Genomic DNA, 23,649 nt, shown 5'->3' with positions numbered 1-23,649 from the left:
CTGGCGGGTTCTGATACCTCCCCCGGTTCAGGTGAGTAGCCAACCGATGCGTGGCAGGTGTGTTGCGCCATCACCTGCCCGAGCCTGATCTCAGGCGGGGACCTGGTCGAGGAAGCCGCGTACGTCACGGATCCGCTGGTCCTCGTCGACCACGATCACGTCGAAGCCGATCACGACCGGCTCCGCCCCGTCCGGCCCCAGACCCCACTGGAAGCGGGCCTGCTGGTGGTGGAAGTCGACCGTCCCCACCGGGGTGAAGACGAAGTCGGGGAACTGCGCGCGTACGGCCTGGATGGTCGCGCCGACGGCCTCCCGGCCCTGCACCTCGGCGAGCGGATCGACGTAGACGCAGTCGTCGGACCAGTGCTTCGCCAGCAGCCCGGTGAGCACGGACTCGTCGGTGGCGTTCCAGGTGTCGAGGTAGCGGGTCACGATGTCGTTCATGGTGTCTTCCTTCTCTCGGATCGGGTTGTCACGAGAAGGTTCGCCGCTGGTCGGTGCGCCGGTCGATAACCTCCGAGGTCATGGCCGTCGTGATCCGGGCGTGGCTAGCCTCGGGTCGTGACCACAACTGCGATGCCACCATCACCGTCATCGTCGGTCGGCAGCGAGCTTCGCCGATGGCGCGAGCTGCGGTGCCTGAGTCAGCTCGCGCTCGCCACCCAGGCCGAGGTGAGCACCCGACACGTGAGCTACGTCGAGAACGGGCGCTCCCGGCCGACGCCGGAGATGATCGTCCGGTTGGCCGAGGTGATGCGGGTGCCCATGGCCGAGCAGAATCGGCTCCTGCTCGCCGGTGGCTTCGCTCCCCGCTATCCGCACCGCGCGACCGACGACAGCGTGCTCGCGCCGGTGATGGCCGGCCTCCGTAGCCTGCTGGACGCCCACGCGCCGTACCCGGCCCTGCTCCTCGACGACCACTGGGACATCGTCGATGCCAACGAGCCCGTCGACGGGCTGCTCGTCGGCTGTGACCGCAGCCTGCTCGAGCCTCCGCTCAACGTGATCCGACTCTGCCTGCATCCGCGAGGGATCGCCCCGCGCATCCGCAACCTCCCCGTCTGGCGTGCCCACCTGCTTCACCAGCTCGACCGGCGCATCACCCACACGGGCGGTGACCCGGTCCTGGTCGCGCTCCGGGACGAGGTCACTACCTACCCCACCGGTGGCGAGCCGTCGGCGCGGCCGTCGGCCGACCCTGTCGTCCCGCTGGAGATCGATGGCGGCGGCGTCGTGCTCCGGTTCTTCAGCGTCGCCAGCCAGATCGAGAGCGCCTCCGACGTCACGCTCAACGGCCTCCACCTGGAGACGTTCGTCCCCGCCGACGATCGGACGCGACAGGCGCTCAGCCCTTGAGCAGTCGCATCGTCTGGTGGGAGAGCACCCGGTTCACCGCGGGCAGGCGGGAGATGGTCCCGACGATGAGCGCTTCGTACGCATCGGGGTCGGCGACCTGGACGCGCAGGTAGTAGTCGGGCTGGCCGAGCATGCGGCGCATCTCGGTGACCTCGGGGACGGCGACCGCGGCGGTCTCGAAGTCCTCGATGGTCTTGCCGTCGTTGACGGCGATGTCGATCGCGACGATGACCTCGAACCCGCGTCCGCCGCTCTTCGGGTCGACCCTGGCGTGGTAGCCCTTGATCACCCCGTCGCTCTCCAGACGCTGTACGCGGCGCAGGCAGGGCGCCGGGGTGAGGCCGACCCGTCGGGCCAGCTCGGCGTTGCTCAGTCGGGCGTCATCCTCGAGCTCGGCAATGATTGCGCGATCCAGGTCGTCAATCGCATGATCGTTGCGCACAGCGGCACTTTAGCATCGGCGATGAGCAACCCAAGGACGTCCGAACTTTCCTAGGCTTGCGGCATGCAGGTGATGGAGACCGAGACGACGTACCAGGGGTCGCCGACGGCCCGCGAGGAGGTGGCCGCGGGTTGGCGGATCGTGCTGCCCGCCTGCGTCGCCGTGATCCCGCTCGGGCTCGCGCTCGGCGTGCTGGTGGTCCAGTCCGGGCTCGACTGGTGGTGGGCCCCGGTGTTCGGCGCGGTCGTGTTCGCCGGCTCCATGGAGTTCCTGCTGGTCGGTCTGGTGGCCGCGGCTGCTCCGTTGGCCCAGATCGCCGTCAGCACGCTGCTGGTGAACTTCCGGCACGTCTTCTACGCGATCTCGTTCCCGATGCACCGGATCCAGGGCCGAGGGTGGAGGGCCTACAGCACCTTCGCGCTGACCGACGAGGCGTACGCGCTCACCGCGACCCCGGAGGCGGCCGGGTGGTCGCGGACGAGGATCGTCGGCATCCAGGCGTTCTTCCACCTGGCGTGGGTCCTCTGCGTGGCCGCCGGCGCCGGTCTGGGCTCGCTGATCCCGCCGCAGGTCGTGGGCCTCGACTTCGCGGTCACCGCGCTGTTCGTGGTGCTGGGGATCGAGGCGTACAAGGTCCGTCGATCGGTGCCGGTCTCAGCTCTTGCGCTGGGCTGCGCGCTCGTCGCGGCGCTGATCTCGCGGGACAACATGCTGCTGATCGCGATGGGCATGTTCTGTGCCGCGCTGGTCTGCTCGTACGTCCTCGCCGTCCGTAGGAGCAGCCGTGGCTGATCACTGGTACGTCCTTTCTGCCGTCCTCGTCTCCGCGGCCGTCACCTGGACCCTGCGTGCGGCTCCGTTCGCGATGCTCGCCCCGCTGCGGCACAGCGCGCTGCTGGCCTACATCGGCGAGCGGATGCCCGTCGGGGTGATGGTCATCCTGGCCGCCTACACCCTCCGCGAGACCGACCCTGTCGTCCTGACCTCCGTCGGACCGGCCGCCCTGGCCCTCGCGATCACGATCGGGCTGCACCTGTGGCGCGGCAGCATGACGCTGAGCATCTTCGCCGGCACGGCGGCGTACGTCCTGGTCGTCTCGGTCATCGCCGCCTGAACGGCGGCGCTGAGGACTACCGTGTGCGCATGACCGGAGAGAACAAGGCCAGGAAGTCTCGTCAGCGCGGCGGCGGACGGAACGGGTTCGAACACTTCGTGGAGGTGGTCACCTCTGTGGTCAGCCATGCTCCCTTCTTCTACGTGATCGTGGTCGTCCTGCTGCTGTGGGCGGTGAGCTTCCCCCTCTGGTCCTCGAGCACCAAGTGGGAGCTGGCCATCCACACCGGCTCGTCGGTCCTCTCGCTGCTGTTGCTGGTGCTGCTCCAGAACGCCGGGCGGCGCTCGGAGGAGGCTTCTCACGAGAAGCTCAACGTCATCGCCTCGGCCCTCTCCGACCTGATGGAGTCCCGGGCCCGCGACGACGAGGAGCTCGCCGACTCGGTGCGTATCCTGCGGGAGGCCGTGGGGCTCGAGGAGCGGCATTGATCCGCTGGGGGAGTGGGCGCTGGACCCATCCGCCCGTCGCTGCTGTCGAGCGCGGTTCCGACCTCCTCGTCACCGCTGCGGAGGGGAGCGACGCATGGCGTACGACCTCCTACGGGTTCGTCCACGACAGCGAGCACGCCCTGCTGGCCCCGTTCGACCAGGACACCGCGGTCGAGGTCGAGTTCACGGCCGCCTTCTCGCAGCAGTTCGACCAGGCCGGGATCTTCGTACGTGTCAGCGAGACGCACTGGGTCAAGGCCGGCGTCGAGTACGCCGACGGTCGTCCGCAGCTCGGTGCCGTCGTCACCGACGGTAGGTCGGACTGGTCGCTGGCGCCGGTGCCCGACTGGCGCGACCGCAGGGTCCTGATGCGGGTCAGCCGATCCGGCGACGCGCTCACCGTCCGAGCCGCGGTCGACGGCGGCTCTCTTCAGCTCGTCCGGGTGGTCCCCTTGGCGCCGGACCTCGTCGCCCAGGCCGGACCGTTCATCTGCGCGCCCACGCGGGCGGGGCTCACGATCGCGTTCCACGCCTGGCGCACGACCGCGGTCGACGCCGCCCTGCACTGACCGGCGGCCTAGTTGATGATCTCGGCCCTGTCGTCGGTCCGGATCGCAGCCAGGCGGTCTCGCCACATCTGCAAGGCTTCGGGGGTCAGGCGGGTCCAGTCGTGGACCTCGGAGACGATCCGAAGCGGCTCCCTGCTGCGGTAGGAGCGGGTCGGGTTGCCGGGAAACTTCTTGTCCGTGACATTGGGGTCGTTCTCGAACTCGCCGGTCGGCTCGACGAGGTAGACCCGTGGATCCGCGTCGCCGGGGGTGATCTCGGCTGCGAGGCCTGCGCCGTCGGGGAGCGCGGTGAAGTAGATGTGGTTCATCACCACCTCGGGCTTGTAGTTCGACCGGAACCCGGCGGTGAGCAGGTCTCCTTCGCGCAGGTCGGCCTTGGTGCCGTGGTAGAACGGCCCGTCGTCCAGCGGCTCACTCATGGTGGCAGGGTACCCGTGCTTGGGTTCCAGCGTGGGTGGGGCCAATACCGGGTTTGGGTTGGGAGATTTAGAAGCAGGGTGTCTGGGTTGGGTGCCATTTGGCTGTCTTGCGGACTTCCAGCAGCGGTCTTGCTTGGGCTGGGGATACCTGTCCCTGATTGGGTTCATTGGTTTTGCTTTGTGTGGTAGGCTCGGCGCAGGCGTAAACGTGATGGCCGACCACCTCTTCAAGAGGCGTGCGTTCCACTCGAGACACAACGAGTGAGACGTATTCCAGGGGAACCAGGGGCGCGAACGCTGAGCTGCGAGGGTAAGTAATAGCCCGTACTGCCGGGCCTCCGAGACCAGCGAACCAGAACACATCCGCATCCGCGGGTGTGAAGAGTTCGTACGTCGGGAGGTGACCGTTTCGATGACCACGCTGCAACACCCACGCCATCCTGTGCTGGGGGCGGTGGTTGCGGTCACCACCTCGCTCGAGACTGTGGCGGAAGCGAACCCGGTGTTCATGGCCACCGAGCAGAAGGCCGCCACGCTGCTCGAGATCGCCCGGGCCAAGGCGCAGCTGGCCGAGCTCGAGCTCCGGGTGCTCGCCACCGCCGAGGACGTCGCTGCCCAGAGTGCTGCCCGTGATGTTGCGGCCTGGCTGCATCACCACACCCACCAGCGCCCCGAAACCCTCCGTGCCGACCTCCGGCTTGCTGAGGCCCTCGACCGGACCTACGGCCTGGTCGCGGCCGCGATGCGCACCGGTGCCTGCAACCCGGCCCAAGCCCACGTCATCGTCAACGCCCTCGACGACCTCCCCGCCGATCTCGATCCAGAGATCCGGGCGAAGGCCGAAGAAGCGCTCGTTGCCTATGCGGCCCGGTTTGACCCCGCCCAGCTCCGCCGCCTGGGTCGCCGGATCCTGGACGTGATCGCCCCGGAGGTCGCCGAAGCCGAAGAAGGTCGCCGGCTCGCGGCCGAGGAGGCCCACGCCCGGAAGAAGACCCGCCTGAGCATGCGGCGCCTGGGGGACGGCACCACCCGGATCACGGCGGTGGTCCCGGATGCGGCCGCGGACCGTCTGGCCACCAACCTGGAGGCCTTCGCCTCACCCCGGCGCGAGGACGGGACCCGTGCCGAGACCGGTGAGTACCTGCCCTACGACCGTCGCCTGGGACGCGCGTTCTGTCAGATGCTGGAGACCCTCGACCCGGGTCGGCTCCCGATCCACGGCGGGGATGCGACCACGGTGATCGTGACCATCGACATCGACCAGCTCCGCAAGGAAGCCGGCATCGCCCAGATCATCGGCGGGTCCCCGATCACCGCCGCCCAGGCCAGGCGCCTGGCCTGCACCGCAGGCATCCTCCCCGCCGTCCTCGGCAGCGACTCCGAGGTCCTCGACCTCGGTCGCAAGGAACGCTTCTTCACCGCCGCCCAACGCCGAGCCCTGCTGCTCAGGTCAGCGACCTGTGAAGCCGAGGGCTGCGACATCCCCGGGACCTGGGCCGAGGCCCACCACTGGATCGAATGGGCCCAAGGCGGGGCGACCGACCTCGACAACGCCGCCCTGCTCTGCTCCCATCACCACCACCGCGCCCACGACCCGGAATACCTCCACGAACGCCTCCCCAACGGCGACATCCGCTTCACCCGACGCACATAGACCTCGGCCGAACTCGACCGAGCCAAGAGCGCCTGTGCGACGTACGGTTTCCAACATGAGCGCACCCCGATCGGGCCGAACCCTGCGGGCATCAGACCGGCGGAGCCGGCGGATGCGCCGCGGCTGAGGGAGATCGCACGTGCGGCGTACGCGAAGTACGTCGAGCGGATCTGGCTCGAGCCCGATCCGATGGGGGCGGACTACGAGGAGGCGATCGAGTCCGCCGAGGTCTGGGTGGCGATGGTCGACGACGATGTCGCCGGATACGCGGTCACAAGGTACCCGGGGGACGACGGCGTGCTGCTGGAGGACCTCGCGGTGGCGCCTGACCATCAGGGGCGGGGGATCGGTCGAGCGCTGGTCGCTCATGTCGAGGCGCGCGCGGTGGGGCGCGGCGCGGCGTACGTCGAGCTCTTCACGCATGAGGCAATGACCAAGAATCGGCGACTCTACGCGCGGCTGGGATATGAGGAGATCGGATACCTGGTCGAGATTGGATACCGTCGTGTGCTCATGGAGAAGACATTGTGATGCGGGTGTCGGTTGTCGGATCCTCTGGTTCGGGCAAGTCGACGGTCGCCAGGAGACTGGCGGACATTCTTGGCGTGCCGTACATCGAGCTCGACTCGATTCACTGGCAGCCGGGATGGGTCGAGGAAGAGCAAGACGTGTTCGTGGAGCGGGTCCGCGAGGCGACCCGCTTCGTCTCTGGGGCCCGGGCGACTCAGTGATCCGTTGGGCGTGGGACTCCTACGCGCCCAGGTGGAACGGTACGAGGCCGCCATGGCCGATCCGGGCCATGGGCATCTCCGGTTCGTCCGTCTCCGTTCGCGGCGGGACGTCGAGCGGTTCCTTGCGGACATGTGAGCCGTCAGGAATCCGTCGCGGGATACGGCTCGAAGGTGCCGTCGTCGATCCGGCGGATGAACTCCTCGATCGGGATGCCGAGGCGATCGGCGTCGTCCCATCCCGATGCGGCGATGTCGGTGACGATGACGCCGAGTTCGAGGTCACGCAGGTCGACGCAGAAGATCAGTCGCGAGCCGTCGGTGCCCAGCCAGTAGAAGCCGGGGTGCAGATCGAGCGCCTCGTCCCAAGCCTGCATCAGTGACCGTGCCTCGGCGGGTGGCTCCAGGGTGACGAACGCGCCCGACCGAAGCCAGCCGCGCCGGAGCCACCGGCCGCGCTGCATATAGTCCTGCCAGGCAGACGGAATCGGTGCGGGCAGCCAGGCCTCGACCGCGGCGATCTCGCTCTCGGCAACTGGCGAGCCCCAGCTCGCGGGTTCGATCGTCTCGTCGATGCCGGCTGTCGTCACAACTGTCTCCGGGGTCCGTCGTGTCGGAAGAGCGACCGTATACCGAGGCGGTCAGGTGGCGTGCAGGATCTCGACGTCGAGTGCTGACAGCTGCATGATGACGTCATCGGCCGGGTCCGCGTCGGTGATGATGCCGGCGATCTGGCCCCAGGGGAGAACCCGGTAGGGGGACGCCGTGCCGACCTTCTCGGAAGAGGCTAGGACGTACGTCTCAGCCGCCCGAGAGGCGAGGGCGCGCTTCATGGCGGCGTCCTCGGCGTCTCCGGTGGTGAGGCCGGCCTCGGGGTGGACGCCGGTGACGCCGATGAGGCAGAGGTCGGCGGAGACGTTCTGGGCGGCCTCGACCGCCGCGGCCCCACAGGCGACGGCGGAGTGCTTGAAGACGCGGCCGCCGAGGAGGAACAGGTCGGCGCTCGGGTGCTGCAGGAGGGCCGAGGCGACGGTCGGGCTGTTGGTGATGACGGTGCACTCCAGGTCGCTGGGAAGTGCCTCCGCGACGGCGAGGGCCGTGGTGCCTCCGTCGAGGATGAGGGTGCTTCCGGGGCGTACGAGGGTGGCGGCCGCGGCCGCCACGGCACGCTTTCCGCCGGGCTCGACGCTGTGGCGGGTGGTGTAGTCGACGACCGCGGGGGAGACGGGGAGGGCGCCACCGTAGACGCGCTGGCACAGGCCTTCGGCGGCCAGATCGCGCAGATCGCGGCGGATGCTGTCCTCGGAGATGCCGAGGTCCGAGGCGACGTCCTTGGCCACGATCTTGCCGGTTTCGTCCAGGAGGCGGAGGAGATGAGCGCGGCGCTGTCCGACGAGCATGCACGTTCCTTTCTGTTTCTGCACATTATTGCATGTATTCTGGCGCCATGACGACAACGACGCCCTTGCTCATCCTCATTGCCGGCCCCTATCGCTCCGGTACCGACGGTGACCCCGAGGCCATGGCTGCCAACCTGGCCCGCCTCGAGGCGGCGGCCTGGCCGATCTTCGCCGCCGGCCATATCCCGATGATCGGCGAATGGGTCGCGTTGCCTGTGTTGAGCTCGGCCGGTGCCGGGCCCACCGACCCGCTTGCCGAGGAGGTGCTCTACCCGACCGCGGAGCGGCTGCTGCAGCGCTGCGACGCCGTCCTCAGGCTCCCTGGGGCCTCGACCGGGGCCGACCAAGACGTCGCGATCGCCGAGAGCCGCGGGCTTCCGGTCTACTACGACGTCGCGGAGATCCCGGCGGTCGAGGTGCAGCGCGCATGAGCCGACGCCCTGGCGTCGACGTCCCTGACCATCGCGGCCGCACGGGCCTCGACCGCGCCGGGCGGGACCTGACCCGCAACCCCGACGTCGTGGTCCGAGACGTCGAGCTGACCTCGCAGGGGTGGCACGTGCTCAGGCGGACCACGCTCGACTATCGCCGGCGGGACGGGCGCTGGGAGAGGCAGCAGCGGGAGACGTACGACCGTGGCAACGGCGCGGTGCTCCTTCCCTACGACCCCGAGCGCGGCACGGTCCTGCTGACCCGGCAGTTCAGGTATCCGGTCTACGTCAACGACCACCCCGACGGGCTTCTCATCGAGGCGGCCGCGGGGCTGCTGGATGCCGATGACCCGGTGACCGCGATCCGCCGGGAGAGTGCCGAGGAGCTCGGCCTCAGCCTCACCGACGTCGACCACGTCTTCGACGCCTACATGAGTCCCGGTTCGGTGACCGAGCGGCTGCATTTCTTCGCGGCGGCCTACTCGCCGGCGAGCCGTACCGGAGACGGGGGAGGGGTCGCCGAGGAGGGTGAGGACATCGAGGTGCTCGAGCTCGACTTCGCCGAGGCGCTCGCGATGACCCGGGACGGCCGGATCATCGACGGCAAGACCGTCATGCTCCTGCAGTGGGCCGCCCTCGACGGACCGTTCGCCCTGTGAGGAGTCGGCCGGTCAGGAGTCGGCCCGTCAGGAGTCGGCCCGTCAGGAGTCGGCCTGTCAGGAGTCGGCCGGCTTGCGGGTGAAGGTCAGGTGGGTGACGCCGCTTGGTGTCGAGACGGCCTCGATGTCGTAGTCGTTCTCGGTGCCCTCGAGGCCGTCCCAGATGCGTACGCCGCGGCCGAGGACGATCGGGACCTGGACCAGGTGCATCAGGTCGACGAGCCCGGCGGCGACGAAGTCGCGCACCACGGTGGCGCCGCCCCCGATGCGTACGTCCTGACCGTCTGCCGCCTCGAGCGCGGCCGCGAGCGCCTCGGCCGGAGGCGCGTCCAGGAAGTGGAACGTGGTGCCGCCCTCCATCTCCAGCGGCGACCGCGGCCGATGGGTGAGGACGAAGGTCGGTGAGTGGAACGGCGGGTTGGAACCCCACCAGCCCTTCCAATCGGGGTCGTCCTGCCAGCCCGGAGGGCCGAACTTGTTCGCGCCCATGATCTCGGCGCCGATGCCCTGGCTGTGTCGCTGGGCGAAGGCGTCGTCCGCGCCCGCGGCGCCGGAGGCGTCCCAGTAGCGGGTGGCGAACATCCACTCGTGCAGACGCTCGCCGGCATGTCCGAACGGCGCCTCGGCCGACTGTGGCTCCCCGGTCGCGAAGCCGTCGAGCGAGATCGAGAGATTGTGGACTCTGGTGAGTGGCATGGGTGCCTCCGTGGGCTCCGACGTCGATGTCGGTTCGTCGAGCCTACTGCTCGAACAGGGAGACGGCGGCGGCTTCCGCAGCCCCGCTGTGCTGGAATCTGTGGGGCGGCGCCACTGGGTGCGGCAGGGAAGTGGTGGAGATGACGGGCTCGTTCTGGTGGGACCTCGCGATCGGGATCGCGGCGGCGCTGCTGCTCACCTGGATCTGCCTCGTCGTCGCGCTGCTGGTCGTCCGTCCGCGCGGCGACCTGCTGCGGGAGGCGCTGCGGATCCTGCCCGACGTGGTGCGGCTGCTGCGCCGGCTCGCGGCTGACCGGTCGATGCCTCGCGGCGTACGGATCAGGCTGGCGCTGCTGATGGTCTATCTCGCGCTGCCGATCGATCTGGTGCCCGACTTCATCCCGGTGCTGGGCTACGCCGACGACGCGATCATCGTCGCCGCCGTCCTGCGCGGCGTCGTCCGTCGAGCCGGGATCGACGCCGTTCGGGCGCAGTGGCCGGGCACCGAGGACGGGTTCGCCGCGTTGGTGCTGATCGCCGGGCTCGACCGCTCCTCGACCTGAGCATCCGGGCGAGTCCGGAGCAACGGCGATCAGAACGGCCGGAACGCACCTGTGACGGGAAGGGTCAGGCCGTTGAGGAGCAGGAACAACGACGTGGCGGCCAGGAGACCGGTCATGACGTACGACGCCGGCCTGGCGGTCCTGCGGGCGAACGAGACCGCGCGCCGGACCGGCCGGGAGTCCTTGCCGGCGGCGAGTGCGAGCACGACCAGGCACAGCGGGGCCTGGCTGATCAGGAACCATCCGGTGAAGACGGCGGCGACGGCCAGGATGCTCGGCATGCTCGCGCTGATCGTCGCGACTCCGTAGAAGCTGGAGTCGGTCAGGGCGCTCACGCCCCAGAAGATGCCCATCAGGCTCATCCCGGTCGGGCCGGCCAGCATGGACCTCTTCGTCTTCTCCGGCTTCACGTCGTTGCGGTGCGTCCAGCGACGGGCGGCCCACAGGCCGAGACCGGTCCCGGTGGCCAGCTGCACCGTGAGGCGCACCGGGTCGGGGACGTTGAGCAGGTTGCGCAGCCAGGCGACGACATGCTGGACCGACTCGCCGAGCATGATCCCGGTCAGCACGGTAGTGAGCCAGGCGGTGCCGAAGAACAGCAGGATGACGCGGCGCCGGGCGCCGCCGGCCAGGGCGGGTACGACGACGAGCGCGCCGAACGGGTCGAGTCCGGCCACGCCGAACCCGACGATGCCGCCGATCGCGGCCAACGGGTTCATGAGCGCCTCCCGGGTGCGGTCGACGTGAGTGGCGCGAAGAGCGCGACCAGATGATCCACGGCGGCCGCCTGCTCGACGGCGCCTGCCTGAATCGCGAGGACGAGGTTGTCGGCCGCTCCCTGGAACATGGCCAGCACCGCGGTCTCGTCGCCGGCGGGGAGGCCGAGGTTGTCCCGGCAGAACCGGGCGAACGACTCGGGCACCTCGAAGAAGTGCTCCTCGACTTCCTCGGTCGCGGCGCGCGCGGCGGAGACGGTGTCGTAGACGGCACCTGCGCCGAGGCTGTGGCTGACGTAGGTCCGTGTCAGCACCTCCAGGAGCTCGGCCCGTGACGCTCCTGACCTCATGGCGTCGTCAAGCGCATCGTCCACGACCGTCTCGTAGCCGGCCACGACGTGCCGCTCCATCTGGGTCAGCAGGTCGGCGAGCGAGTCGAAGAGCCGGTAGGCGATCGGCTTGGAGACCCCGCAGGCCTCGGCCACCCGGGCCAGCGTGACGGCTCGCCCGCCCTCGGCGCGCGCGATCTCCACGCCCGCGGTCACCAGCATCTCCCGACGCTGCGTCGCGGGCACGCGGGTCGCCACGGTCATCGTGCACTCCTCGGTCAGACTGCTGTTACCAACCGTAACGTTACCAGTAGTAACAAGCGATCTCTCAATTGGCTGGGGGTGAGCGGACGTACGCTGGGTCGGTGGCCGAGCGAGTCGAACGGGAGCGGGTGGTCGCGTCCCGACTGGCCTCCCACCAGCTCGATGCCCGGCTCGGAGAGCAGGGCATCGTCGCCGCCGCAGGACGATGCGGTGTCCAGGACACCCCTCCCGGGTCGGCGCTGCTGGCGTTCCACGCGCGGGTCGATGGTGTCTCGGCCGACACGCTCACTGAGGCGATCGAAGGCCGGGACCTGTTGCTGACGTGGAGCATGCGGGGTGCTCCCTACTTCGTCCCGACCGCCGAGGCGCACATCTTCACGACCGGGGTGCTCCCGGTGACCGAGGAGGCGCGGCGCCACTTCGTGCTGGGCGTGCAGCAGGCCGTCGACCGTCTCGGGCTGAGCCTGGCGGAAGCGGTCGACATGGTCACGGCGGCGACACGCGAGGTCCTGCCGGGACGGCGACTGGCGATCAACGAGCTCGGGGCCGAGGTGGCCGCGCGGATCGCTCCCGTGCTGGCGGCTCAGCAGCGGAAGGTCTGGACCGAGGAGGGGCCCTACGCCGCAGGCCAGCCCATCGGTGAGGCGGTGGTGCACTTCTGTGTCCGTCTGCTCGCGTTGGAGCGCACCGTCTGCTTCGCGCCACGTGCCGGGAACAAGGCCCCGTTCGTCCTGACCGAGGAGTGGCTCGGTCACCCCGTGCCTCAGCAGGACCTGGTTGCCTCGCGCGCGGAGCTGCTTCGGCGCTATCTGCGTTGCTACGGGCCGTCGACGCCAGGCGACTTCGCGACGTGGCTGGGGGTGCGAGCGGGGGACGTCGATCCGTGGTGGAGCCAGCTCGAGAACGAGCTGGCCGAGGTGGAGTTCGGTGGCACCGCCTGGGTCCTCGAGACCGAGCTCGATGCACTGCGAACGGCACGGATGCCCACCGGCGTGCGGCTGCTTCCTCCCCGAGATCCCTACACCCAGCTGCGCGATCGAGACACCATCGTGGAGACGGCGCATCACCGGGACGTCTGGAGAACAGTCGGTGACCCCGGAACGATGCTCGTCGACGGCGAGATCGTCGGCACCTGGCGTGCACGCAAGAACGGGCGGAGGTTGCGCGTCGACCTGAAGGCGTTCGAGGCGCTGAGCCGGCGCCATCAGGATGCCCTGGTCACGGAGGCGGAGCACATCGCGTCGCTGCGGGATGCGTCGTCGGTATCGGTCGACGTCACCACCTACTGAGCGCGATGGTGCTGGAATAGGGCGATGTCGTCTGCTCCCCGTGTCATCGTCTGCGGCCCCGCGTCCTGGAACCATCTGATCGAGCTCGACCAGCTGCCCGAGCCGGTGCCGCACATGCAGTTCGCGCGCCGCTCGTGGCACACGATCGGCGGCACGTCGGCGGGGAAGGCGCTGCATCTGGCCGGGCTCGGCGTCGACGTACGTCTGTGGGCCGCGGTCGGCGACGACGAGGACGGGTTGCGGCTGCGGAAGAGCCTGGCCGGGGCGGGCGTCGTCGTGGAGGCGATCGCCAGCGGGCAGACCGAGCGGCACGTCAACCTGATGGCCGACGGCGGCCGGGTCTCGTTGTACGTCTCGACCCCCTCGACCCCGTCCACCGACGCGGTCGAGGCGGCCGGGTCAGCCGTGGCCGCGGCGGACCTCGCGGTGATCGACCTGAGCGAGCTCGGCCGGCTGGTGCTCGAAGGGCTGCCGGAGCAGCACCCGCCGCTGTGGATGGACCTGCACGACTACGACAGAGCGACCGGGTTCCACGAGCCCTTCCTGCGTGCCGCCGCAGGCGTGTTCATGAACGACGACGGCACCGACGACCCCTGGAAGCTGATGGCCTCCTGCCTCGATCGTGGCCCGCGCCTCGCGGTCTGCACCCTCGGCGCGAAGGGCGCGATCGCACTCGAGGCGGACGGGACCCGGCACGAGGTCGCCGCGGTGCCGGCCACCGTCGTCGACACGAACGGCGCCGGCGACGCGTTCATGGCGGGCTTCCTGGCGGCGTGGCTGCGCACCGCCCCGGTCGACGTCGCCCTGCGGGCCGCCGCCGAACAGGCGCGCACCGCGATCGAGACCGAGCACCTCCACCCGGCGCTCGGCGAGGGCGGCCTGCCCTAGGGGCGCCGGACGTACCCGAGGAGCGCTGCGACCAGGCCGCCCACCACGATCGCGGCCGCGAAGGTGGTCATCGGGACCGCGTCGTCGCCGACGAACGCCAGGGCGAGATTGGCGCCGAGGTGGATGAGGGTGCAGGAGGCCATCCGCTGCCAGAACGAGCCGGTCATGACGTACGCCATGGTGAGCGTCAGCGCGGTCGTGCCGACCACGAACGCGGCGAGCTGGAGCGGCGGCAGGGCGTAGTACTGGACGTGCCACAGGCCGAACAGCACGCCGGTGATCACCGCCGCCAGGGGGCGGGACAGCCAGCGCTGCAGGCCGTGGAGGAGCACCCCGCGGAACCCGATCTCCTCGGTGAGCGCGCCGAGCGCCTGCAGGAGGACGAAGAGCACGACCGGGACCCCGCCGACCTGCGCCGGCACGGTCGGCGCGCTCCCACGGGCCACCGAGATCACCACGAAGTACGCGGCGACCACCGCCACGGCCAGCACGAGCGACCGGGCCAGGTCGGGGGATGAGACCGGGTGGGTCGCCCAGGGCTCACGGCCGCGGATCAGCGGCCAGGCGACCGCCGCCCCGATCGCCGGCGCCAGCATCACCAGCGAGAGCACCTCGAGGTCCGGACCGGTCCTCGGCTGGAGCGCGAGCAGCGCGATCGCGGCGACCATCGAACCCGCCAGCCAGACGACCAGGGCGAGGGCAACACGTGCGGACGTCGTGGTTCGGGTGGCCTGCGTGGTCGTCGTCACGGGTCGAGGTTGGCAAAGGCCGGCGTCGCGGGCAACGTATTTCGGTCGCGACGCCGACCGCCGGGCTCAGCCCCCGAAGGTCGGGTGGAGCGGCTTGCCCTTCCCCTGGGACCGGGCGGTCGCTCCGGGCTCGATCGGGTCGAAGGTCCACAGCGCGTACGCCCCCGGGCCGACGTGCAGCGTCGAGTTGCCGATCGTCTCGGTCTGAGGCTCCTCGGCCGGCTCGTTGAGGGCGAAGATGACGTGGCGTACGCCTGCCTCCTCGGCCGGTACCGGGAGCAGGCGGATCGTGGTCATGCCGTCGAAGGCGAGCACGCCGCCGTCCTTGAGGACCCGGATGGTGATCCCGCCGGCGCGCCACAACGGCACCATCTTGTCGATGTCGGCCTGGGTCGTGGCGATCTGGATGCCGATGATGTCGCGCATCTGGTGGTCGAGGTAGCGGTCGCGGTTGTAGCGGTCGCGGCTGACGTCGCCGTCGTAGGCGGCCGGCGGGAAGGAGAGCCGCGGGTCGGTGAGGAACTCGTCGCGGTATTCCATCGCCCAGGAGAAGAAGGTGTCGTAGTCGGTCGTCGTGTAGGTGACGTCGAACCACGGGATCGGGTTGCCGTCGCCGAGGTCGGTCACCTGGGTGAACTCGACCGGGTCGACGACGCCCAGTTTGCGCAGGTTGTCCGTGGCTACGGCCAGGTCGCCGTCGTCGTCGGCCGAGACCGCGAGCCCGGTGTCCCCGGCTACCGCGTCGGGGGCGTCGCCCGGCCCGAAGAACTCCAGATAGGTCTCCTTGCCGAGCAGGTAGCGCCCGGTCCAGGTCGAGGTCCCGTCGTTGCCGGTGTTGATCCGGCGATCGGCGAACTCGCCCAGGTACTCGGAGTGCTCGATCGCGTCAGCCGTCTCCCGGTCGACCATCGCCCAGGAGTGGTTGAAGGCCAGGAGCGGGTCCGGCCGCCCCTCCTCAGTGTGGGCAGCCTCCTCGGCGTGGGCGGGAGCCGCCAAGGCCCCCGAGATGATGGCAAGTGAGGCGATCGCGGCCGCGATGAGGCCCGAGAGTGGAGTCCGCATAGGTCCCAGTCTCTGCGACCGCGGCGCTCCTGTCTTCGGAATTCGTCAGGCGCTGTGGGAGACGGTGGCCATGGTCGCGCCGAGGCCGATCATGATGACGCCGCCGCCTGCGCCGAGGCCGTCGAGGCGCTTGGGCTTGCGGGCGAACCAGGCCTTGGCGCGGCTGGCGGCCAGGACCCAGCCCGAGTCGCAGGCGAAGGCCATCGCGGAGAAGATCGCCCCGAGCAGCAGGATCTGGGGCACCGCCGGGGCGGAGGTGTCGATGAACTGGGGCAGGAAGGCCAGGTGGAAGACGATCGTCTTCGGGTTGGTCGCGCCGACGATCATCCCGGTGCGGATCGCGCCCCACGCGGTCGTCCGCGCGACGTCCTCGCCGTCGAGGGCGGCCCGCGCGTCGGCACGGTGGCGGATCGCCTGGATGCCCAGATAGACGACGTACGCAGCGCCGATCAGCTTCACGACGGTGAAGGCGGTCGCCGAGGCCGCCACCAGCGCGCCGAGCCCGACGGCCACCGCCAGGACCTGGCCGAACTGGCCCAGCGCGTTGCCGCCGACGGCGAGCACCGCCTCGCGGCGGCCCGCGGTCAGGGCCCGGCCGAGGGCGAAGAGCACGCTCGGTCCGGGGATCAGGATGAAGATGACGGACGCGAGCGCGAAGGCGGCGAACTGGCTCAGGGACGGCACGTTCCCATTGTCGGATACGGTCGGGGCGGGGTACGAACCATTTTGTCTGCCGGAACGCTTGCGTCCTGATCACCGAGGAGGACCCGTGTCCGAGACCCTCACCGCCGACGCGATCGTCGTCGGCTCCGGTGTGATCGGATCCGCCGTGGCGTACGAGCTGGCCCGGGGTGGTCGCGAGGTGCTCGTCCTCGACAAGGGGGCCGGCGCCGGCTTCGGCTCGACCAGCGCCTCGAGCGCGGTGATCCGCTTCCTCTACTCCACCTACGACACCATCGCGACGTCGTGGGAGGCGAAGTTCATGTGGGAGCGGTGGGCCGAGCACCTGGGCCTCGATCCGGCAGAGGTGCCGCTGGCGCGCTTCCACCGCACCGGCGCGCTCCACCTCGACGTTCCGATCGTGCCGCTCGAGCCGAGCCTGGAGCGGCTCACCGCGGTGGGCGTGCCCTTCAGCTACCTCGGGCCCGAAGAGATAGCGGCGCGGTTCCCGCACGTCGACGTGGGCGCCTACTGGCCCAACAAGCCGATCACCGAGGATGCCTTCTACGCGGACGCGACCGCCTCGCTCGGGGCGATCTACACGCCCGACGCGGGCTACGTGGACGACCCGCGCCTGGCTGCGGACAACCTGGCCGAGGCTGCCCGGCGTCGCGGCGCACGCACGGTCTATCGCGCCGAGGTTGTTGCCGCCGACCGGGTGGGCGAGGTCTGGAGGCTGGGTCTCGCCGACGGCCGCAGCGCCGAGGCGCCGGTCGTCGTCAACGCCGCCGGACCATGGTCGGGTGGGTTCAACCGCCTCGCCGGGGTCGGGGAGGAGTTCACGATCGGGGTGCGGCCGCTGCGCCAGGAGGTGCACCAGGTCACTCAGCCCGCCGGCTACGGCACCGACGACGCACCGGGGCCGGCGGTCCTCGACATCGACCTGGGGACCTACATGCGTCCCGGTCCGGCCGGGGCCTGGGTCGTCGGCGGCACCGAGCCCGAGTGCGACCCGTTCGAGTGGCTGGACTCGCCCGAGGAGGCGAACCCGCACGTCACCCGGGAGCGCTACGACGCCCAGGTGACCCGCGCGGCCCGGCGGCTGCCCGAGCTCCGGGTGCCCAACCAGCCCTCGGGCGTCGTCGGTGTCTACGACGTGGCCGATGACTGGACGCCGATCTACGACCGCACCGACGCGGACGGCTTCTACGTCGCGATGGGCACCAGCGGCAACCAGTTCAAGAACGCCCCCATCGCCGGCCGCTTCCTCGCCGCCATCGTCTCGGCCGTCGAGGAGGGTCACGACCACGACGCCGACCCGGTGGCCTACACCGGTGAGCACACCGGTCTGAAGATCGATCTCGGTGCCTTCTCCCGCAAGCGGGCGGTCAACGAGTCGACGACGAGGACGGTCCTCGGCTAGGGCAGCTTGACTGCGCGGGCGGCCTGGATCTGCTCGACGAGTATGTCGCCGTGCCCGGCGTGGCGGGCGAGCTCCTGGATCATGTGGACGTACACGAACCGCAGGCTCACCCGATTCCCGTGCCAGTCGAACTCCTCGTCGAGCTCATGTCCGGCGGCCACCTCGCGGGAACGCTCGCAGGCCGCGCGGTGGGCCGCACGGACGGAGTCGACCGTGTCCTCGGGGTACAGCAGGAAGCTCTCCTCGACGGTGTCGGGCAGTCCGATCTCCTTGCGCGGCACACCGGCGACCCGGGCGTGGAACCACACCTTCTCCACGAAGGTCGCATGCTTGACCAGCGCCAACGGTGTGGTCAGCGACGGGACCAGCCTCCGCCGTGCCTCCTCCTCGTCGACGTCCTCGAGGATGCCGGTGATCTCGTCGCGCTGGATGTCGACCATTCCCTCGAGAAGCGCGCGCTCGTCCGCCTGTCCGATCTTCATGCGGGCAGGCTAGTCGGATGTCCGCCGGTGCGCCGTGCCTGGGCCGTAGCCTGTCCGCCATGTCGACGACGAACGACGCGGGGCCGGTCTTCGATGGCGTGAAGATCGGACGGCCCGCGACCGGGGCTCTGCTCGCTGCGGGCTATCGCACGCTGCCGGACCTGCCCGACGACCTGGACGCTCTGCTGAGGCTCCACGGCGTCGGGCCCAAGGCCGTGGGCCTGCTGCACGAGGCGCTCAGCAGCGCTCCCTGACGTACGCGTCGGCCCGCTGCCGATCCCAGCCGCGCGCCTCATGGAGCCCGCGAACGAGCATCGAGACGTACGCGGCCGACGGCCGGGTGTGCGCGACCGCGTCGAAACCGTGCGGCGCGGTGAAGGTGAGCATCGGGAGGCCGTCGCGGCGACCGACCTCGATCAGGGTCTCGTAGTGTCCCGGGCCTGCTTCGTGACGGCCCTCCTCGAGCCCGTCGATGACGACCTTCTCGATCGGGTCGCCCGGGCTGGGCAGCCGGTCCATCTCCTGGGCGGCGACGTCGGCGAACTGCTCGGCACTCATCCGGAAGGCCCGGGCAGCAGTCCACGACCCGGTCGCGTCGTGGTCGTAGAAAGCCATCCCTCCGGTCCACGTCGTCGACTCACCCGCGAAGTAGAGCCGCCCGGGGAGGTCGACGGCGACGTCTTCGACCGGCATGACCGGTGTGCGGGCCCCGACGTACGACCGCCGGGCGCCGTCCGGCCGGCCACCGAGGAGATAGGCACCGAGACGGTCGCGGCACATGTTGGACCCATAGCTGACGTACCAGACCTCGGAGCTCATCGCGGCGCAGCCTACCGAGGGCGCGGACCGAGAAGCTCGCTGCCTAGAGGACGGCGAGCACTCCCTCGGCGTACTTCTCCAGCTTCGCCTCGCCGATCCCGCTGATCGTCCCGAGCTCGTCGCGGCTGGCCGGCAACCGGGTGGCGATCTCGCGGAGCGTGGCGTCGTGGAAGACGACGTAGGCAGGCACGCCCTGCTCCTTGGCGACCTCGCCGCGCCACGCCCGCAGCCGCTCGAAGACCTCGGCCGCCTCTGGCGAGAGGTCGGCGGCGGCCACCTTCGGCTTCCGCTCCCCGGAGCTGCTGCGGCGAGCCTGTCGCGGCGGCTCCTTGCGGAGCATCAGCTGCTGCTCCGAGCGCAGCACCGGGCCGGCCGCCTCGGCGACCGAGAAGACGCCGTAGCGGGTGTCGACGGCGAGCATCTCGCGGGCCAGCAGCTGCCGGATGACGGAGTGCCAGTCGCTCTCGGCGATGTCGGTGCCGATCCCGAAGACCGAGAGCTCGTGGTGGCGGAACTGGCGGACCTTCTCGGTCTCCTTGCCCCGCAGGATGTCGACGATCTGCCCGGCCCCGAAGCGCTGCCCGTTGCGCTCGCGGTCGAGCCGGATGACGGTGGAGAGCACCTTCTGGGCGGGAACGGTGCCGTCCCAGGACTCCGGCGTGGCCAGGCAGGTGTCGCAGTTGCCGCACGGCTCGGCGGCCTGGCCGAAGTAGCGCAGCAGCTGCACCCGCCGGCAGTCGACGGTCTCGCACAGCGCCAGCATCGCGTTGAGGTGCTGGCCGAGCCGGTGCTTGTGGGCACGGTCGCCCTCGGAGGTCTCGATCATCTGCCGCTGCTGGACGACATCGGCCAGGCCGTAGGCCAGCCACGCGGTCGACGGCTGGCCGTCACGCCCGGCGCGGCCGGTCTCCTGGTAGTAGCCCTCGACCGACTTGGGCAGGTCGAGATGGGCCACGAAGCGTACGTCCGGCTTGTCGATCCCCATCCCGAAGGCGATGGTGGCGACCATGACGATGCCGTCCTCGCGCAGGAAGCGGGACTGGTTCTGCGCGCGGGTCCTGGCGTCGAGACCGGCGTGGTAGGGGAGCGCGTCGATCCCGGCGCCGACCAGGGTCGCGGCGGTCCGCTCGACCGAGTTGCGGGAGAGGCAGTAGACGATCCCGGCTTCGCCGGGGTGCTCGGTGCGGATCAGGTCGAGGAGTTGCTTGGCCGGTTTGTCCTTCGGGGCGATCCGGTACTGGATGTTGGGCCGGTCGAAGGAGGCCACGAAGTGGCGGGCGTCCTCGAGGTCGAGCCGGGAGGCGATCTCGCGCCGGGTCTCGGCGGTGGCGGTTGCCGTCAGCGCGATCCGCGGCACCTCCGGCCAGCGCTCGTGCAGGTGGGAGAGCTGCAGGTAGTCCGGCCGGAAGTCGTGACCCCACTGGGAGACACAGTGGGCCTCGTCGATCGCGAAGAGCGAGATCTTGGCCTGGTCGAGCAGCCGGCCGGTCTCGGGTACCCGCAGCCGCTCCGGAGCCAGATAGAGCATGTCGAGCTCACCGGCGAGCAGCGCCTTCTCCACCTGCTGCCGCTCGTGGGGCATCTGGGTGGAGTTGAGGAAGCCGGCGCGCACGCCGAGCGCGGAGAGCGCGTCGACCTGGTCCTGCATCAGCGCGATCAGCGGCGAGACGACCACCCCGGTCCCGGCTCTCACCAGGGACGGGATCTGGTAGCACAGCGACTTCCCGCCGCCGGTCGGCATCAGGACCAGCGCATCGCCGCCGCCGGCGACGTGCGCGATGATCTCCGCCTGCTCGCCGCGGAACTCGTCGTAGCCGAAGACGCGGCGCAGTACATCCAGCTCCGGGGTCGTCTCCGCGCTTCGCGCGGTCACTTCCTCGCTCGGCACGCGCGGACGAGCAAGCTCGCCGCTCGACCTCGCTCGGTTCGTCTCACTCACGCGGATGACCCTATCGGCCACCACCGACGATCCGGAGTTGTGAAGCTGAGAGTGGTCCATAGGTCACTCTCGGCTTCACAACCTCCTCAGACCGAGATCTTCTCCCGCTTGACCGTGGCCCCGTCAGCAGCGGCGGGGCCGTGGGCCCGCTCGAGCCCGGCGCCCTCGACGTCCACGTTCGGCAGGATGCGGTCGAGCCACTTCGGCAGCCACCACGCGGAGCGGCCGAGCAGGTGCATCAGCGCCGGCATCAGCAGCATCCGGACGATGAAGGCGTCCAGCAGCACCCCGAGCGCGAGCCCGAAGCCCATCGATCGGATCATCACCGACTCGGCGAAGACGAACCCGCCGAAGACGGAGACCATGATCAGGCCGGCCGCGATGACGACCGAGCGCCCGGCCCGGAAGCCCTGGGCGACCGCGACGCGGGCGGGCGCGCCGTGGACGTACGCCTCCCGCATTCCGGAGGCCAGGAACAGCTGGTAGTCCATCGCCAGGCCGAAGAGGATCCCGACCAGCAGGATCGGCAGGAAGCTCAGGATGGGGCCGGTGCTGTCGATCCCGATCCACTCGGCGCCGATGCCCTTCTGGAAGACCGCGACCACGACGCCGTACGTCGCCAGCAGCGAGAGCACGAAGCCACCGGTCGCGATGAGCGGGACCAGGATCGAGCGGAAGACCAGGATCAGGATCAGCAGCGAGAGACCGACCACGACCGCGAGGTAGGGGAGGAGTACGTCGTTGAGCCCCTGCGACACGTCGATCGCGACCGCGGTGGCCCCGGCGACGCCGAGCGTGATGTCGCCGTTGACCGCCGGCATGTCCCGGATCGCGTTCACCAGCTCGTTGGTCGAGACGCTGTTGGGGCCTTCCTCGGGGACGACCTGGAAGGCCGCCGTGCGACCGTCCTCGGAGACGGCGGCCGGAGCCACCGCGCGTACGTCATCGAGGTCCGCCAGCGCCTTGGCGACCGTCAGCTGGGACCGCTGGATACCGGCCTCGTTGAGGCCGTCGGGCAGCTCGGCGGCGACCAGCAGCGGGCCGTTGGCGCCGGCACCGAAGCTGTCCTCGGTGATCGCGTAGGCGGTCTTTGCCAGCGAGCCCTCGGGCTCGGAGCCACCGTCGGGGAGGCCGAGGCGCATGTCGAGGGCGGGGACCGCGAGGGCGAGCAGGGCGACCACGGAGGCGACGACGGTGACCAGCGCGCGCCAGGTCGGCATTGGCTTGGCGTGGGCCTCGGCGGCGTCCTGCTTGGCGACCTTCTTCCGGGCGCGCTTGGAGACGATGCGGCCACCCACGAGGCCGAGGATCGCCGGGGTCAGGGTGATCGCGACCAGGACCGCGATCGCGACGCAGGCCGCTCCGACCGAGCCCATCAGGCCGAGGAACGGGATCCCGGTCATGTTGAGGGCCACCAGCGCGACGATCACGGTCGAGCCGGCGAAGACGACCGCCGTGCCGGCGGTGCCGTTGGCGAGCGCGATCGACTCGGTGACCTCGGAGCCGTGGAGCAGCTGCTTGCGGTGCCGGTTGAGGATGAAGAGCGAGTAGTCGATGCCGACGGCCAGGCCGAGCATCAGACCCAGGATCGGGGTCATCGAGGCCATCTGCACGACCCCGGAGAGGGAGAGTGCGCCGAGCGCACCGATGCCGACTCCGGTCAGCGCGGTGACCAGCGGGACCCCGGCACCGATGATCGTGCCGAGCATGACCAGGAGGACGATCGCGGCGACGCCGACACCGACGATCTCACCCGGTCCCACCGGGTTGGGGGTCTCCTGGGAGATGTCGGAGGAGACGCCGATCTCGACCCCGTCTACGGGCGAGTCGGTGAAGTGGTCGACGGTCGCCTTCTTGGTCTCCTCGGACATCTCCAGGCGGCCGACCGAGTAGGCGACGTTGACCAGGGCGGCCGAGCCGTCGGCCGAGACCATCCGGATCCCGTCTGCGAGCTCGAGCAGCTCGGCGCCGTTCTCGGCCTTGGCGGTGTTGGCCTCGAGGTCGGCGGCGCTGTCGTCGAGCTTGGACTGCTGCTTGTCGAGGGCGGCCTGCTGGGCGTCGATCTGGGTGGTCGGCATCCCGGCGGCCTGCAGCTGGGCGCGGGCCTTGTCGATGTCGGCCTGCGCCTTGTCGAGCTTGGCCTGGGCGCCGTCGAGCTGGCTGCGGCCGGCCTCGAGCCGGGCCTGGCCCTCGGTGACCTTCTCGGCCTGCGCCGTGCGCTGGGCCTCGGTCTGGAACGGGTCGGTGACCGCGGCGACGTCGGGGAGGTCCTCGGCGCTGGTGATCAGCGCCCGGATCTCTCGCTTCTGGGTTGCGCTGAGCGGGGTGCCGTCCTCGGTCTGGAAGGCGATCGTGCCGGAGCCGCCGGCCAGGTCGGGCAGCCCCTCCTGGAGCTCGTCGACCACCTCGGACGAGGGCAGCCCAGGGATGTCGAAGCTGGTGGTGAGCTCGCCTGACCAGGCGACGTACGCCCCGGCGGCGCCGGACAGCGCCAGCACCCAGGCGAGGATCACGAGCCAGGCGCGGCGCGCGGCCGACTTGCCCAATCGGTACAACAGCTCCGCCATGGC

Annotated in this window: 30 protein-coding genes; 15 read left to right on the top strand and 15 right to left on the bottom strand. The window is 70.2% G+C overall.

Annotated features, from left to right (window positions below; all coding sequences use genetic code 11):
• Window positions 1–90: 90 nt before the first annotated feature.
• Window positions 91–444 carry a nuclear transport factor 2 family protein gene (locus tag ACIRON_RS06565; RefSeq protein ID WP_402990525.1) on the bottom strand — a complete coding sequence of 118 codons (354 nt, stop codon included), beginning with the start codon at window positions 442–444 and terminating at the stop codon, window positions 91–93.
• Between the two features lie 117 nt (window positions 445–561).
• Between ACIRON_RS06565 and ACIRON_RS06560 the strand changes: the two genes are divergently transcribed.
• Window positions 562–1,356 carry a helix-turn-helix domain-containing protein gene (locus ACIRON_RS06560; RefSeq protein WP_402990522.1) on the top strand — a complete coding sequence of 265 codons (795 nt, stop codon included), beginning with the start codon at window positions 562–564 and terminating at the stop codon, window positions 1,354–1,356.
• Here the strand turns inward: ACIRON_RS06560 and ACIRON_RS06555 are convergent.
• Window positions 1,346–1,798, bottom strand: a complete 453-nt coding sequence (locus ACIRON_RS06555; protein WP_091050158.1) for an Lrp/AsnC family transcriptional regulator — start codon at window positions 1,796–1,798, stop codon at window positions 1,346–1,348. The two genes, ACIRON_RS06560 and ACIRON_RS06555, sit on opposite strands and share 11 nt — an antisense overlap.
• Window positions 1,799–1,861: 63 nt before the next feature.
• Between ACIRON_RS06555 and ACIRON_RS06550 the strand changes: the two genes are divergently transcribed.
• The 4 genes from ACIRON_RS06550 to ACIRON_RS06535 are packed head-to-tail and all read left to right on the top strand — an operon-like array spanning window position 1,862 to window position 3,909.
• Window positions 1,862–2,590 (top strand): AzlC family ABC transporter permease, encoded by a 729-nt coding sequence (locus tag ACIRON_RS06550; protein WP_402990519.1) that lies wholly within the window; start codon window positions 1,862–1,864, stop codon window positions 2,588–2,590.
• Window positions 2,583–2,912: a branched-chain amino acid transporter permease gene (locus ACIRON_RS06545; RefSeq protein ID WP_402990516.1), complete on the top strand. Its 330-nt coding sequence runs from the start codon at window positions 2,583–2,585 to the stop codon at window positions 2,910–2,912. The genes ACIRON_RS06550 and ACIRON_RS06545 overlap by 8 nt, the downstream gene beginning before the upstream one ends.
• Before the next feature lie 29 nt (window positions 2,913–2,941).
• Window positions 2,942–3,340, top strand: a complete 399-nt coding sequence (locus ACIRON_RS06540) for a low affinity iron permease family protein (RefSeq protein ID WP_402990513.1) — start codon at window positions 2,942–2,944, stop codon at window positions 3,338–3,340.
• Window positions 3,337–3,909 (top strand): DUF1349 domain-containing protein, encoded by a 573-nt coding sequence (locus ACIRON_RS06535; protein ID WP_402990510.1) that lies wholly within the window; start codon window positions 3,337–3,339, stop codon window positions 3,907–3,909. Before ACIRON_RS06540 ends, ACIRON_RS06535 begins: the two co-directional genes overlap by 4 nt.
• Window positions 3,910–3,917: 8 nt before the next feature.
• Here ACIRON_RS06535 and arr read toward each other — a convergent pair whose 3' ends face one another.
• Window positions 3,918–4,328, bottom strand: coding sequence for an NAD(+)--rifampin ADP-ribosyltransferase (gene arr, locus ACIRON_RS06530; RefSeq protein ID WP_402990507.1), 411 nt, complete (start codon window positions 4,326–4,328; stop codon window positions 3,918–3,920).
• 412 nt (window positions 4,329–4,740) lie between these two features.
• Between arr and ACIRON_RS06525 the strand changes: the two genes are divergently transcribed.
• The 3 genes from ACIRON_RS06525 to ACIRON_RS06515 all read left to right on the top strand — a co-directional run bounded on the left by ACIRON_RS06525 (window position 4,741) and on the right by ACIRON_RS06515 (window position 6,713).
• Window positions 4,741–5,982 (top strand): DUF222 domain-containing protein, encoded by a 1,242-nt coding sequence (locus ACIRON_RS06525; RefSeq protein ID WP_402990504.1) that lies wholly within the window; start codon window positions 4,741–4,743, stop codon window positions 5,980–5,982.
• A 69-nt stretch (window positions 5,983–6,051) separates the two neighbouring features.
• A complete protein-coding gene (locus ACIRON_RS06520; protein WP_402991189.1) occupies window positions 6,052–6,513 on the top strand; it encodes a GNAT family N-acetyltransferase in 462 nt (153 codons plus the stop codon).
• On the top strand, window positions 6,513–6,713 hold the full coding sequence (locus ACIRON_RS06515) for a shikimate kinase (protein ID WP_402990501.1): 201 nt from the start codon (window positions 6,513–6,515) through the stop codon (window positions 6,711–6,713). The genes ACIRON_RS06520 and ACIRON_RS06515 overlap by 1 nt, the downstream gene beginning before the upstream one ends.
• 140 nt (window positions 6,714–6,853) lie before the next feature.
• On the opposite strand, the gene ACIRON_RS06510 is transcribed toward ACIRON_RS06515, so the two are convergent.
• Window positions 6,854–7,300, bottom strand: coding sequence for a hypothetical protein (locus tag ACIRON_RS06510; protein ID WP_402990498.1), 447 nt, complete (start codon window positions 7,298–7,300; stop codon window positions 6,854–6,856).
• Window positions 7,301–7,351: 51 nt separating this feature from the next.
• A complete protein-coding gene (locus ACIRON_RS06505) occupies window positions 7,352–8,110 on the bottom strand; it encodes a DeoR/GlpR family DNA-binding transcription regulator (protein WP_402990495.1) in 759 nt (252 codons plus the stop codon).
• A gap of 47 nt (window positions 8,111–8,157) precedes the next feature.
• On the opposite strand from ACIRON_RS06505, the gene ACIRON_RS06500 reads away from it, so the two are divergent.
• On the top strand, window positions 8,158–8,541 hold the full coding sequence (locus ACIRON_RS06500) for a DUF4406 domain-containing protein (protein WP_402990492.1): 384 nt from the start codon (window positions 8,158–8,160) through the stop codon (window positions 8,539–8,541).
• Window positions 8,538–9,200, top strand: a complete 663-nt coding sequence (locus tag ACIRON_RS06495; RefSeq protein ID WP_402990489.1) for an NUDIX domain-containing protein — start codon at window positions 8,538–8,540, stop codon at window positions 9,198–9,200. The genes ACIRON_RS06500 and ACIRON_RS06495 overlap by 4 nt, the downstream gene beginning before the upstream one ends.
• Before the next feature lie 57 nt (window positions 9,201–9,257).
• Here ACIRON_RS06495 and ACIRON_RS06490 read toward each other — a convergent pair whose 3' ends face one another.
• Window positions 9,258–9,896 (bottom strand): dihydrofolate reductase family protein, encoded by a 639-nt coding sequence (locus tag ACIRON_RS06490; protein WP_402990487.1) that lies wholly within the window; start codon window positions 9,894–9,896, stop codon window positions 9,258–9,260.
• A gap of 140 nt (window positions 9,897–10,036) precedes the next feature.
• Between ACIRON_RS06490 and ACIRON_RS06485 the strand changes: the two genes are divergently transcribed.
• Window positions 10,037–10,459: a YkvA family protein gene (locus ACIRON_RS06485; RefSeq protein ID WP_402990484.1), complete on the top strand. Its 423-nt coding sequence runs from the start codon at window positions 10,037–10,039 to the stop codon at window positions 10,457–10,459.
• A 29-nt stretch (window positions 10,460–10,488) separates the two neighbouring features.
• Here ACIRON_RS06485 and ACIRON_RS06480 read toward each other — a convergent pair whose 3' ends face one another.
• Window positions 10,489–11,178: a hypothetical protein gene (locus ACIRON_RS06480; protein WP_402990482.1), complete on the bottom strand. Its 690-nt coding sequence runs from the start codon at window positions 11,176–11,178 to the stop codon at window positions 10,489–10,491.
• Window positions 11,175–11,768 (bottom strand): TetR/AcrR family transcriptional regulator, encoded by a 594-nt coding sequence (locus ACIRON_RS06475; protein ID WP_402990479.1) that lies wholly within the window; start codon window positions 11,766–11,768, stop codon window positions 11,175–11,177. Before ACIRON_RS06475 ends, ACIRON_RS06480 begins: the two co-directional genes overlap by 4 nt.
• Window positions 11,769–11,869: 101 nt before the next feature.
• Between ACIRON_RS06475 and ACIRON_RS06470 the strand changes: the two genes are divergently transcribed.
• A complete protein-coding gene (locus tag ACIRON_RS06470; RefSeq protein WP_402990476.1) occupies window positions 11,870–13,057 on the top strand; it encodes a winged helix DNA-binding domain-containing protein in 1,188 nt (395 codons plus the stop codon).
• 24 nt (window positions 13,058–13,081) lie between these two features.
• On the top strand, window positions 13,082–13,945 hold the full coding sequence (locus ACIRON_RS06465; RefSeq protein WP_402990473.1) for a carbohydrate kinase family protein: 864 nt from the start codon (window positions 13,082–13,084) through the stop codon (window positions 13,943–13,945).
• On the opposite strand, the gene ACIRON_RS06460 is transcribed toward ACIRON_RS06465, so the two are convergent.
• The 3 genes from ACIRON_RS06460 to ACIRON_RS06450 all read right to left on the bottom strand — a co-directional run bounded on the left by ACIRON_RS06460 (window position 13,942) and on the right by ACIRON_RS06450 (window position 16,440).
• Window positions 13,942–14,694, bottom strand: a complete 753-nt coding sequence (locus ACIRON_RS06460; protein ID WP_402990471.1) for a CPBP family intramembrane glutamic endopeptidase — start codon at window positions 14,692–14,694, stop codon at window positions 13,942–13,944. The two genes, ACIRON_RS06465 and ACIRON_RS06460, sit on opposite strands and share 4 nt — an antisense overlap.
• A gap of 66 nt (window positions 14,695–14,760) precedes the next feature.
• Complete coding sequence (locus ACIRON_RS06455; RefSeq protein WP_402990468.1) at window positions 14,761–15,756, bottom strand: DUF5829 family protein; 996 nt, start codon at window positions 15,754–15,756, stop codon at window positions 14,761–14,763.
• A gap of 45 nt (window positions 15,757–15,801) precedes the next feature.
• Window positions 15,802–16,440, bottom strand: a complete 639-nt coding sequence (locus ACIRON_RS06450) for a LysE family translocator (protein ID WP_402990465.1) — start codon at window positions 16,438–16,440, stop codon at window positions 15,802–15,804.
• Window positions 16,441–16,525: 85 nt separating this feature from the next.
• On the opposite strand from ACIRON_RS06450, the gene ACIRON_RS06445 reads away from it, so the two are divergent.
• Window positions 16,526–17,839 (top strand): NAD(P)/FAD-dependent oxidoreductase, encoded by a 1,314-nt coding sequence (locus ACIRON_RS06445; protein ID WP_402990462.1) that lies wholly within the window; start codon window positions 16,526–16,528, stop codon window positions 17,837–17,839.
• On the opposite strand, the gene ACIRON_RS06440 is transcribed toward ACIRON_RS06445, so the two are convergent.
• Window positions 17,836–18,321 (bottom strand): DinB family protein, encoded by a 486-nt coding sequence (locus tag ACIRON_RS06440; RefSeq protein ID WP_402990459.1) that lies wholly within the window; start codon window positions 18,319–18,321, stop codon window positions 17,836–17,838. The genes ACIRON_RS06445 and ACIRON_RS06440 overlap by 4 nt on opposite strands.
• 59 nt (window positions 18,322–18,380) lie before the next feature.
• Here ACIRON_RS06440 and ACIRON_RS06435 point away from each other — a divergent pair, with 59 nt between their 5' ends.
• Window positions 18,381–18,575, top strand: coding sequence for a hypothetical protein (locus ACIRON_RS06435; RefSeq protein WP_091048941.1), 195 nt, complete (start codon window positions 18,381–18,383; stop codon window positions 18,573–18,575).
• On the opposite strand, the gene ACIRON_RS06430 is transcribed toward ACIRON_RS06435, so the two are convergent.
• The 3 genes from ACIRON_RS06430 to ACIRON_RS06420 all read right to left on the bottom strand — a co-directional run bounded on the left by ACIRON_RS06430 (window position 18,559) and on the right by ACIRON_RS06420 (window position 23,646).
• The gene (locus ACIRON_RS06430; RefSeq protein WP_402990455.1) at window positions 18,559–19,140 is read right to left on the bottom strand and encodes a histone deacetylase; all 582 of its coding nucleotides are present in this window, start codon (window positions 19,138–19,140) and stop codon (window positions 18,559–18,561) included. The genes ACIRON_RS06435 and ACIRON_RS06430 overlap by 17 nt on opposite strands.
• Before the next feature lie 43 nt (window positions 19,141–19,183).
• Window positions 19,184–21,079 carry a DNA helicase RecQ gene (recQ, locus tag ACIRON_RS06425; RefSeq protein ID WP_402990452.1) on the bottom strand — a complete coding sequence of 632 codons (1,896 nt, stop codon included), beginning with the start codon at window positions 21,077–21,079 and terminating at the stop codon, window positions 19,184–19,186.
• 86 nt (window positions 21,080–21,165) lie between these two features.
• Window positions 21,166–23,646: an MMPL family transporter gene (locus ACIRON_RS06420; RefSeq protein WP_402990449.1), complete on the bottom strand. Its 2,481-nt coding sequence runs from the start codon at window positions 23,644–23,646 to the stop codon at window positions 21,166–21,168.
• Between the last annotated feature and the right edge of the window lie 3 nt (window positions 23,647–23,649).

The organism is Nocardioides sp. NPDC101246 (genome assembly GCF_044767415.1).
Taxonomy (GTDB): Bacteria; Actinomycetota; Actinomycetes; order Propionibacteriales; family Nocardioidaceae; genus Nocardioides.
Note: the sequence above shows the minus strand (reverse complement) of the source record. Positions and strands in the feature narration are given on the sequence as shown.

What these genes read in the sequence shown, in the direction of transcription:
- ACIRON_RS06525 (WP_402990504.1), top strand. Translation starts at nt 4,741, where the DNA reads ATGACCACGCTGCAACACCCACGCCATCCTGTGCTGGGGGCGGTGGTT.
- ACIRON_RS06515 (WP_402990501.1), top strand. Translation starts at nt 6,513, where the DNA reads ATGCGGGTGTCGGTTGTCGGATCCTCTGGTTCGGGCAAGTCGACGGTC.
- ACIRON_RS06475 (WP_402990479.1), bottom strand. Translation starts at nt 11,768, where the DNA reads ATGACCGTGGCGACCCGCGTGCCCGCGACGCAGCGTCGGGAGATGCTG.
- ACIRON_RS06565 (WP_402990525.1), bottom strand. Translation starts at nt 444, where the DNA reads ATGAACGACATCGTGACCCGCTACCTCGACACCTGGAACGCCACCGAC.
- ACIRON_RS06465 (WP_402990473.1), top strand. Translation starts at nt 13,082, where the DNA reads ATGTCGTCTGCTCCCCGTGTCATCGTCTGCGGCCCCGCGTCCTGGAAC.
- arr (WP_402990507.1), bottom strand. Translation starts at nt 4,328, where the DNA reads ATGAGTGAGCCGCTGGACGACGGGCCGTTCTACCACGGCACCAAGGCC.
- ACIRON_RS06420 (WP_402990449.1), bottom strand. Translation starts at nt 23,646, where the DNA reads ATGGCGGAGCTGTTGTACCGATTGGGCAAGTCGGCCGCGCGCCGCGCC.
- ACIRON_RS06430 (WP_402990455.1), bottom strand. Translation starts at nt 19,140, where the DNA reads ATGAGCTCCGAGGTCTGGTACGTCAGCTATGGGTCCAACATGTGCCGC.
- ACIRON_RS06435 (WP_091048941.1), top strand. Translation starts at nt 18,381, where the DNA reads ATGTCGACGACGAACGACGCGGGGCCGGTCTTCGATGGCGTGAAGATC.
- ACIRON_RS06480 (WP_402990482.1), bottom strand. Translation starts at nt 11,178, where the DNA reads ATGAACCCGTTGGCCGCGATCGGCGGCATCGTCGGGTTCGGCGTGGCC.
- ACIRON_RS06505 (WP_402990495.1), bottom strand. Translation starts at nt 8,110, where the DNA reads ATGCTCGTCGGACAGCGCCGCGCTCATCTCCTCCGCCTCCTGGACGAA.
- ACIRON_RS06455 (WP_402990468.1), bottom strand. Translation starts at nt 15,756, where the DNA reads ATGCGGACTCCACTCTCGGGCCTCATCGCGGCCGCGATCGCCTCACTT.
- ACIRON_RS06490 (WP_402990487.1), bottom strand. Translation starts at nt 9,896, where the DNA reads ATGCCACTCACCAGAGTCCACAATCTCTCGATCTCGCTCGACGGCTTC.
- ACIRON_RS06495 (WP_402990489.1), top strand. Translation starts at nt 8,538, where the DNA reads ATGAGCCGACGCCCTGGCGTCGACGTCCCTGACCATCGCGGCCGCACG.
- ACIRON_RS06540 (WP_402990513.1), top strand. Translation starts at nt 2,942, where the DNA reads ATGACCGGAGAGAACAAGGCCAGGAAGTCTCGTCAGCGCGGCGGCGGA.
- ACIRON_RS06485 (WP_402990484.1), top strand. Translation starts at nt 10,037, where the DNA reads ATGACGGGCTCGTTCTGGTGGGACCTCGCGATCGGGATCGCGGCGGCG.
- ACIRON_RS06550 (WP_402990519.1), top strand. Translation starts at nt 1,862, where the DNA reads ATGCAGGTGATGGAGACCGAGACGACGTACCAGGGGTCGCCGACGGCC.
- ACIRON_RS06440 (WP_402990459.1), bottom strand. Translation starts at nt 18,321, where the DNA reads ATGAAGATCGGACAGGCGGACGAGCGCGCGCTTCTCGAGGGAATGGTC.
- ACIRON_RS06500 (WP_402990492.1), top strand. Translation starts at nt 8,158, where the DNA reads ATGACGACAACGACGCCCTTGCTCATCCTCATTGCCGGCCCCTATCGC.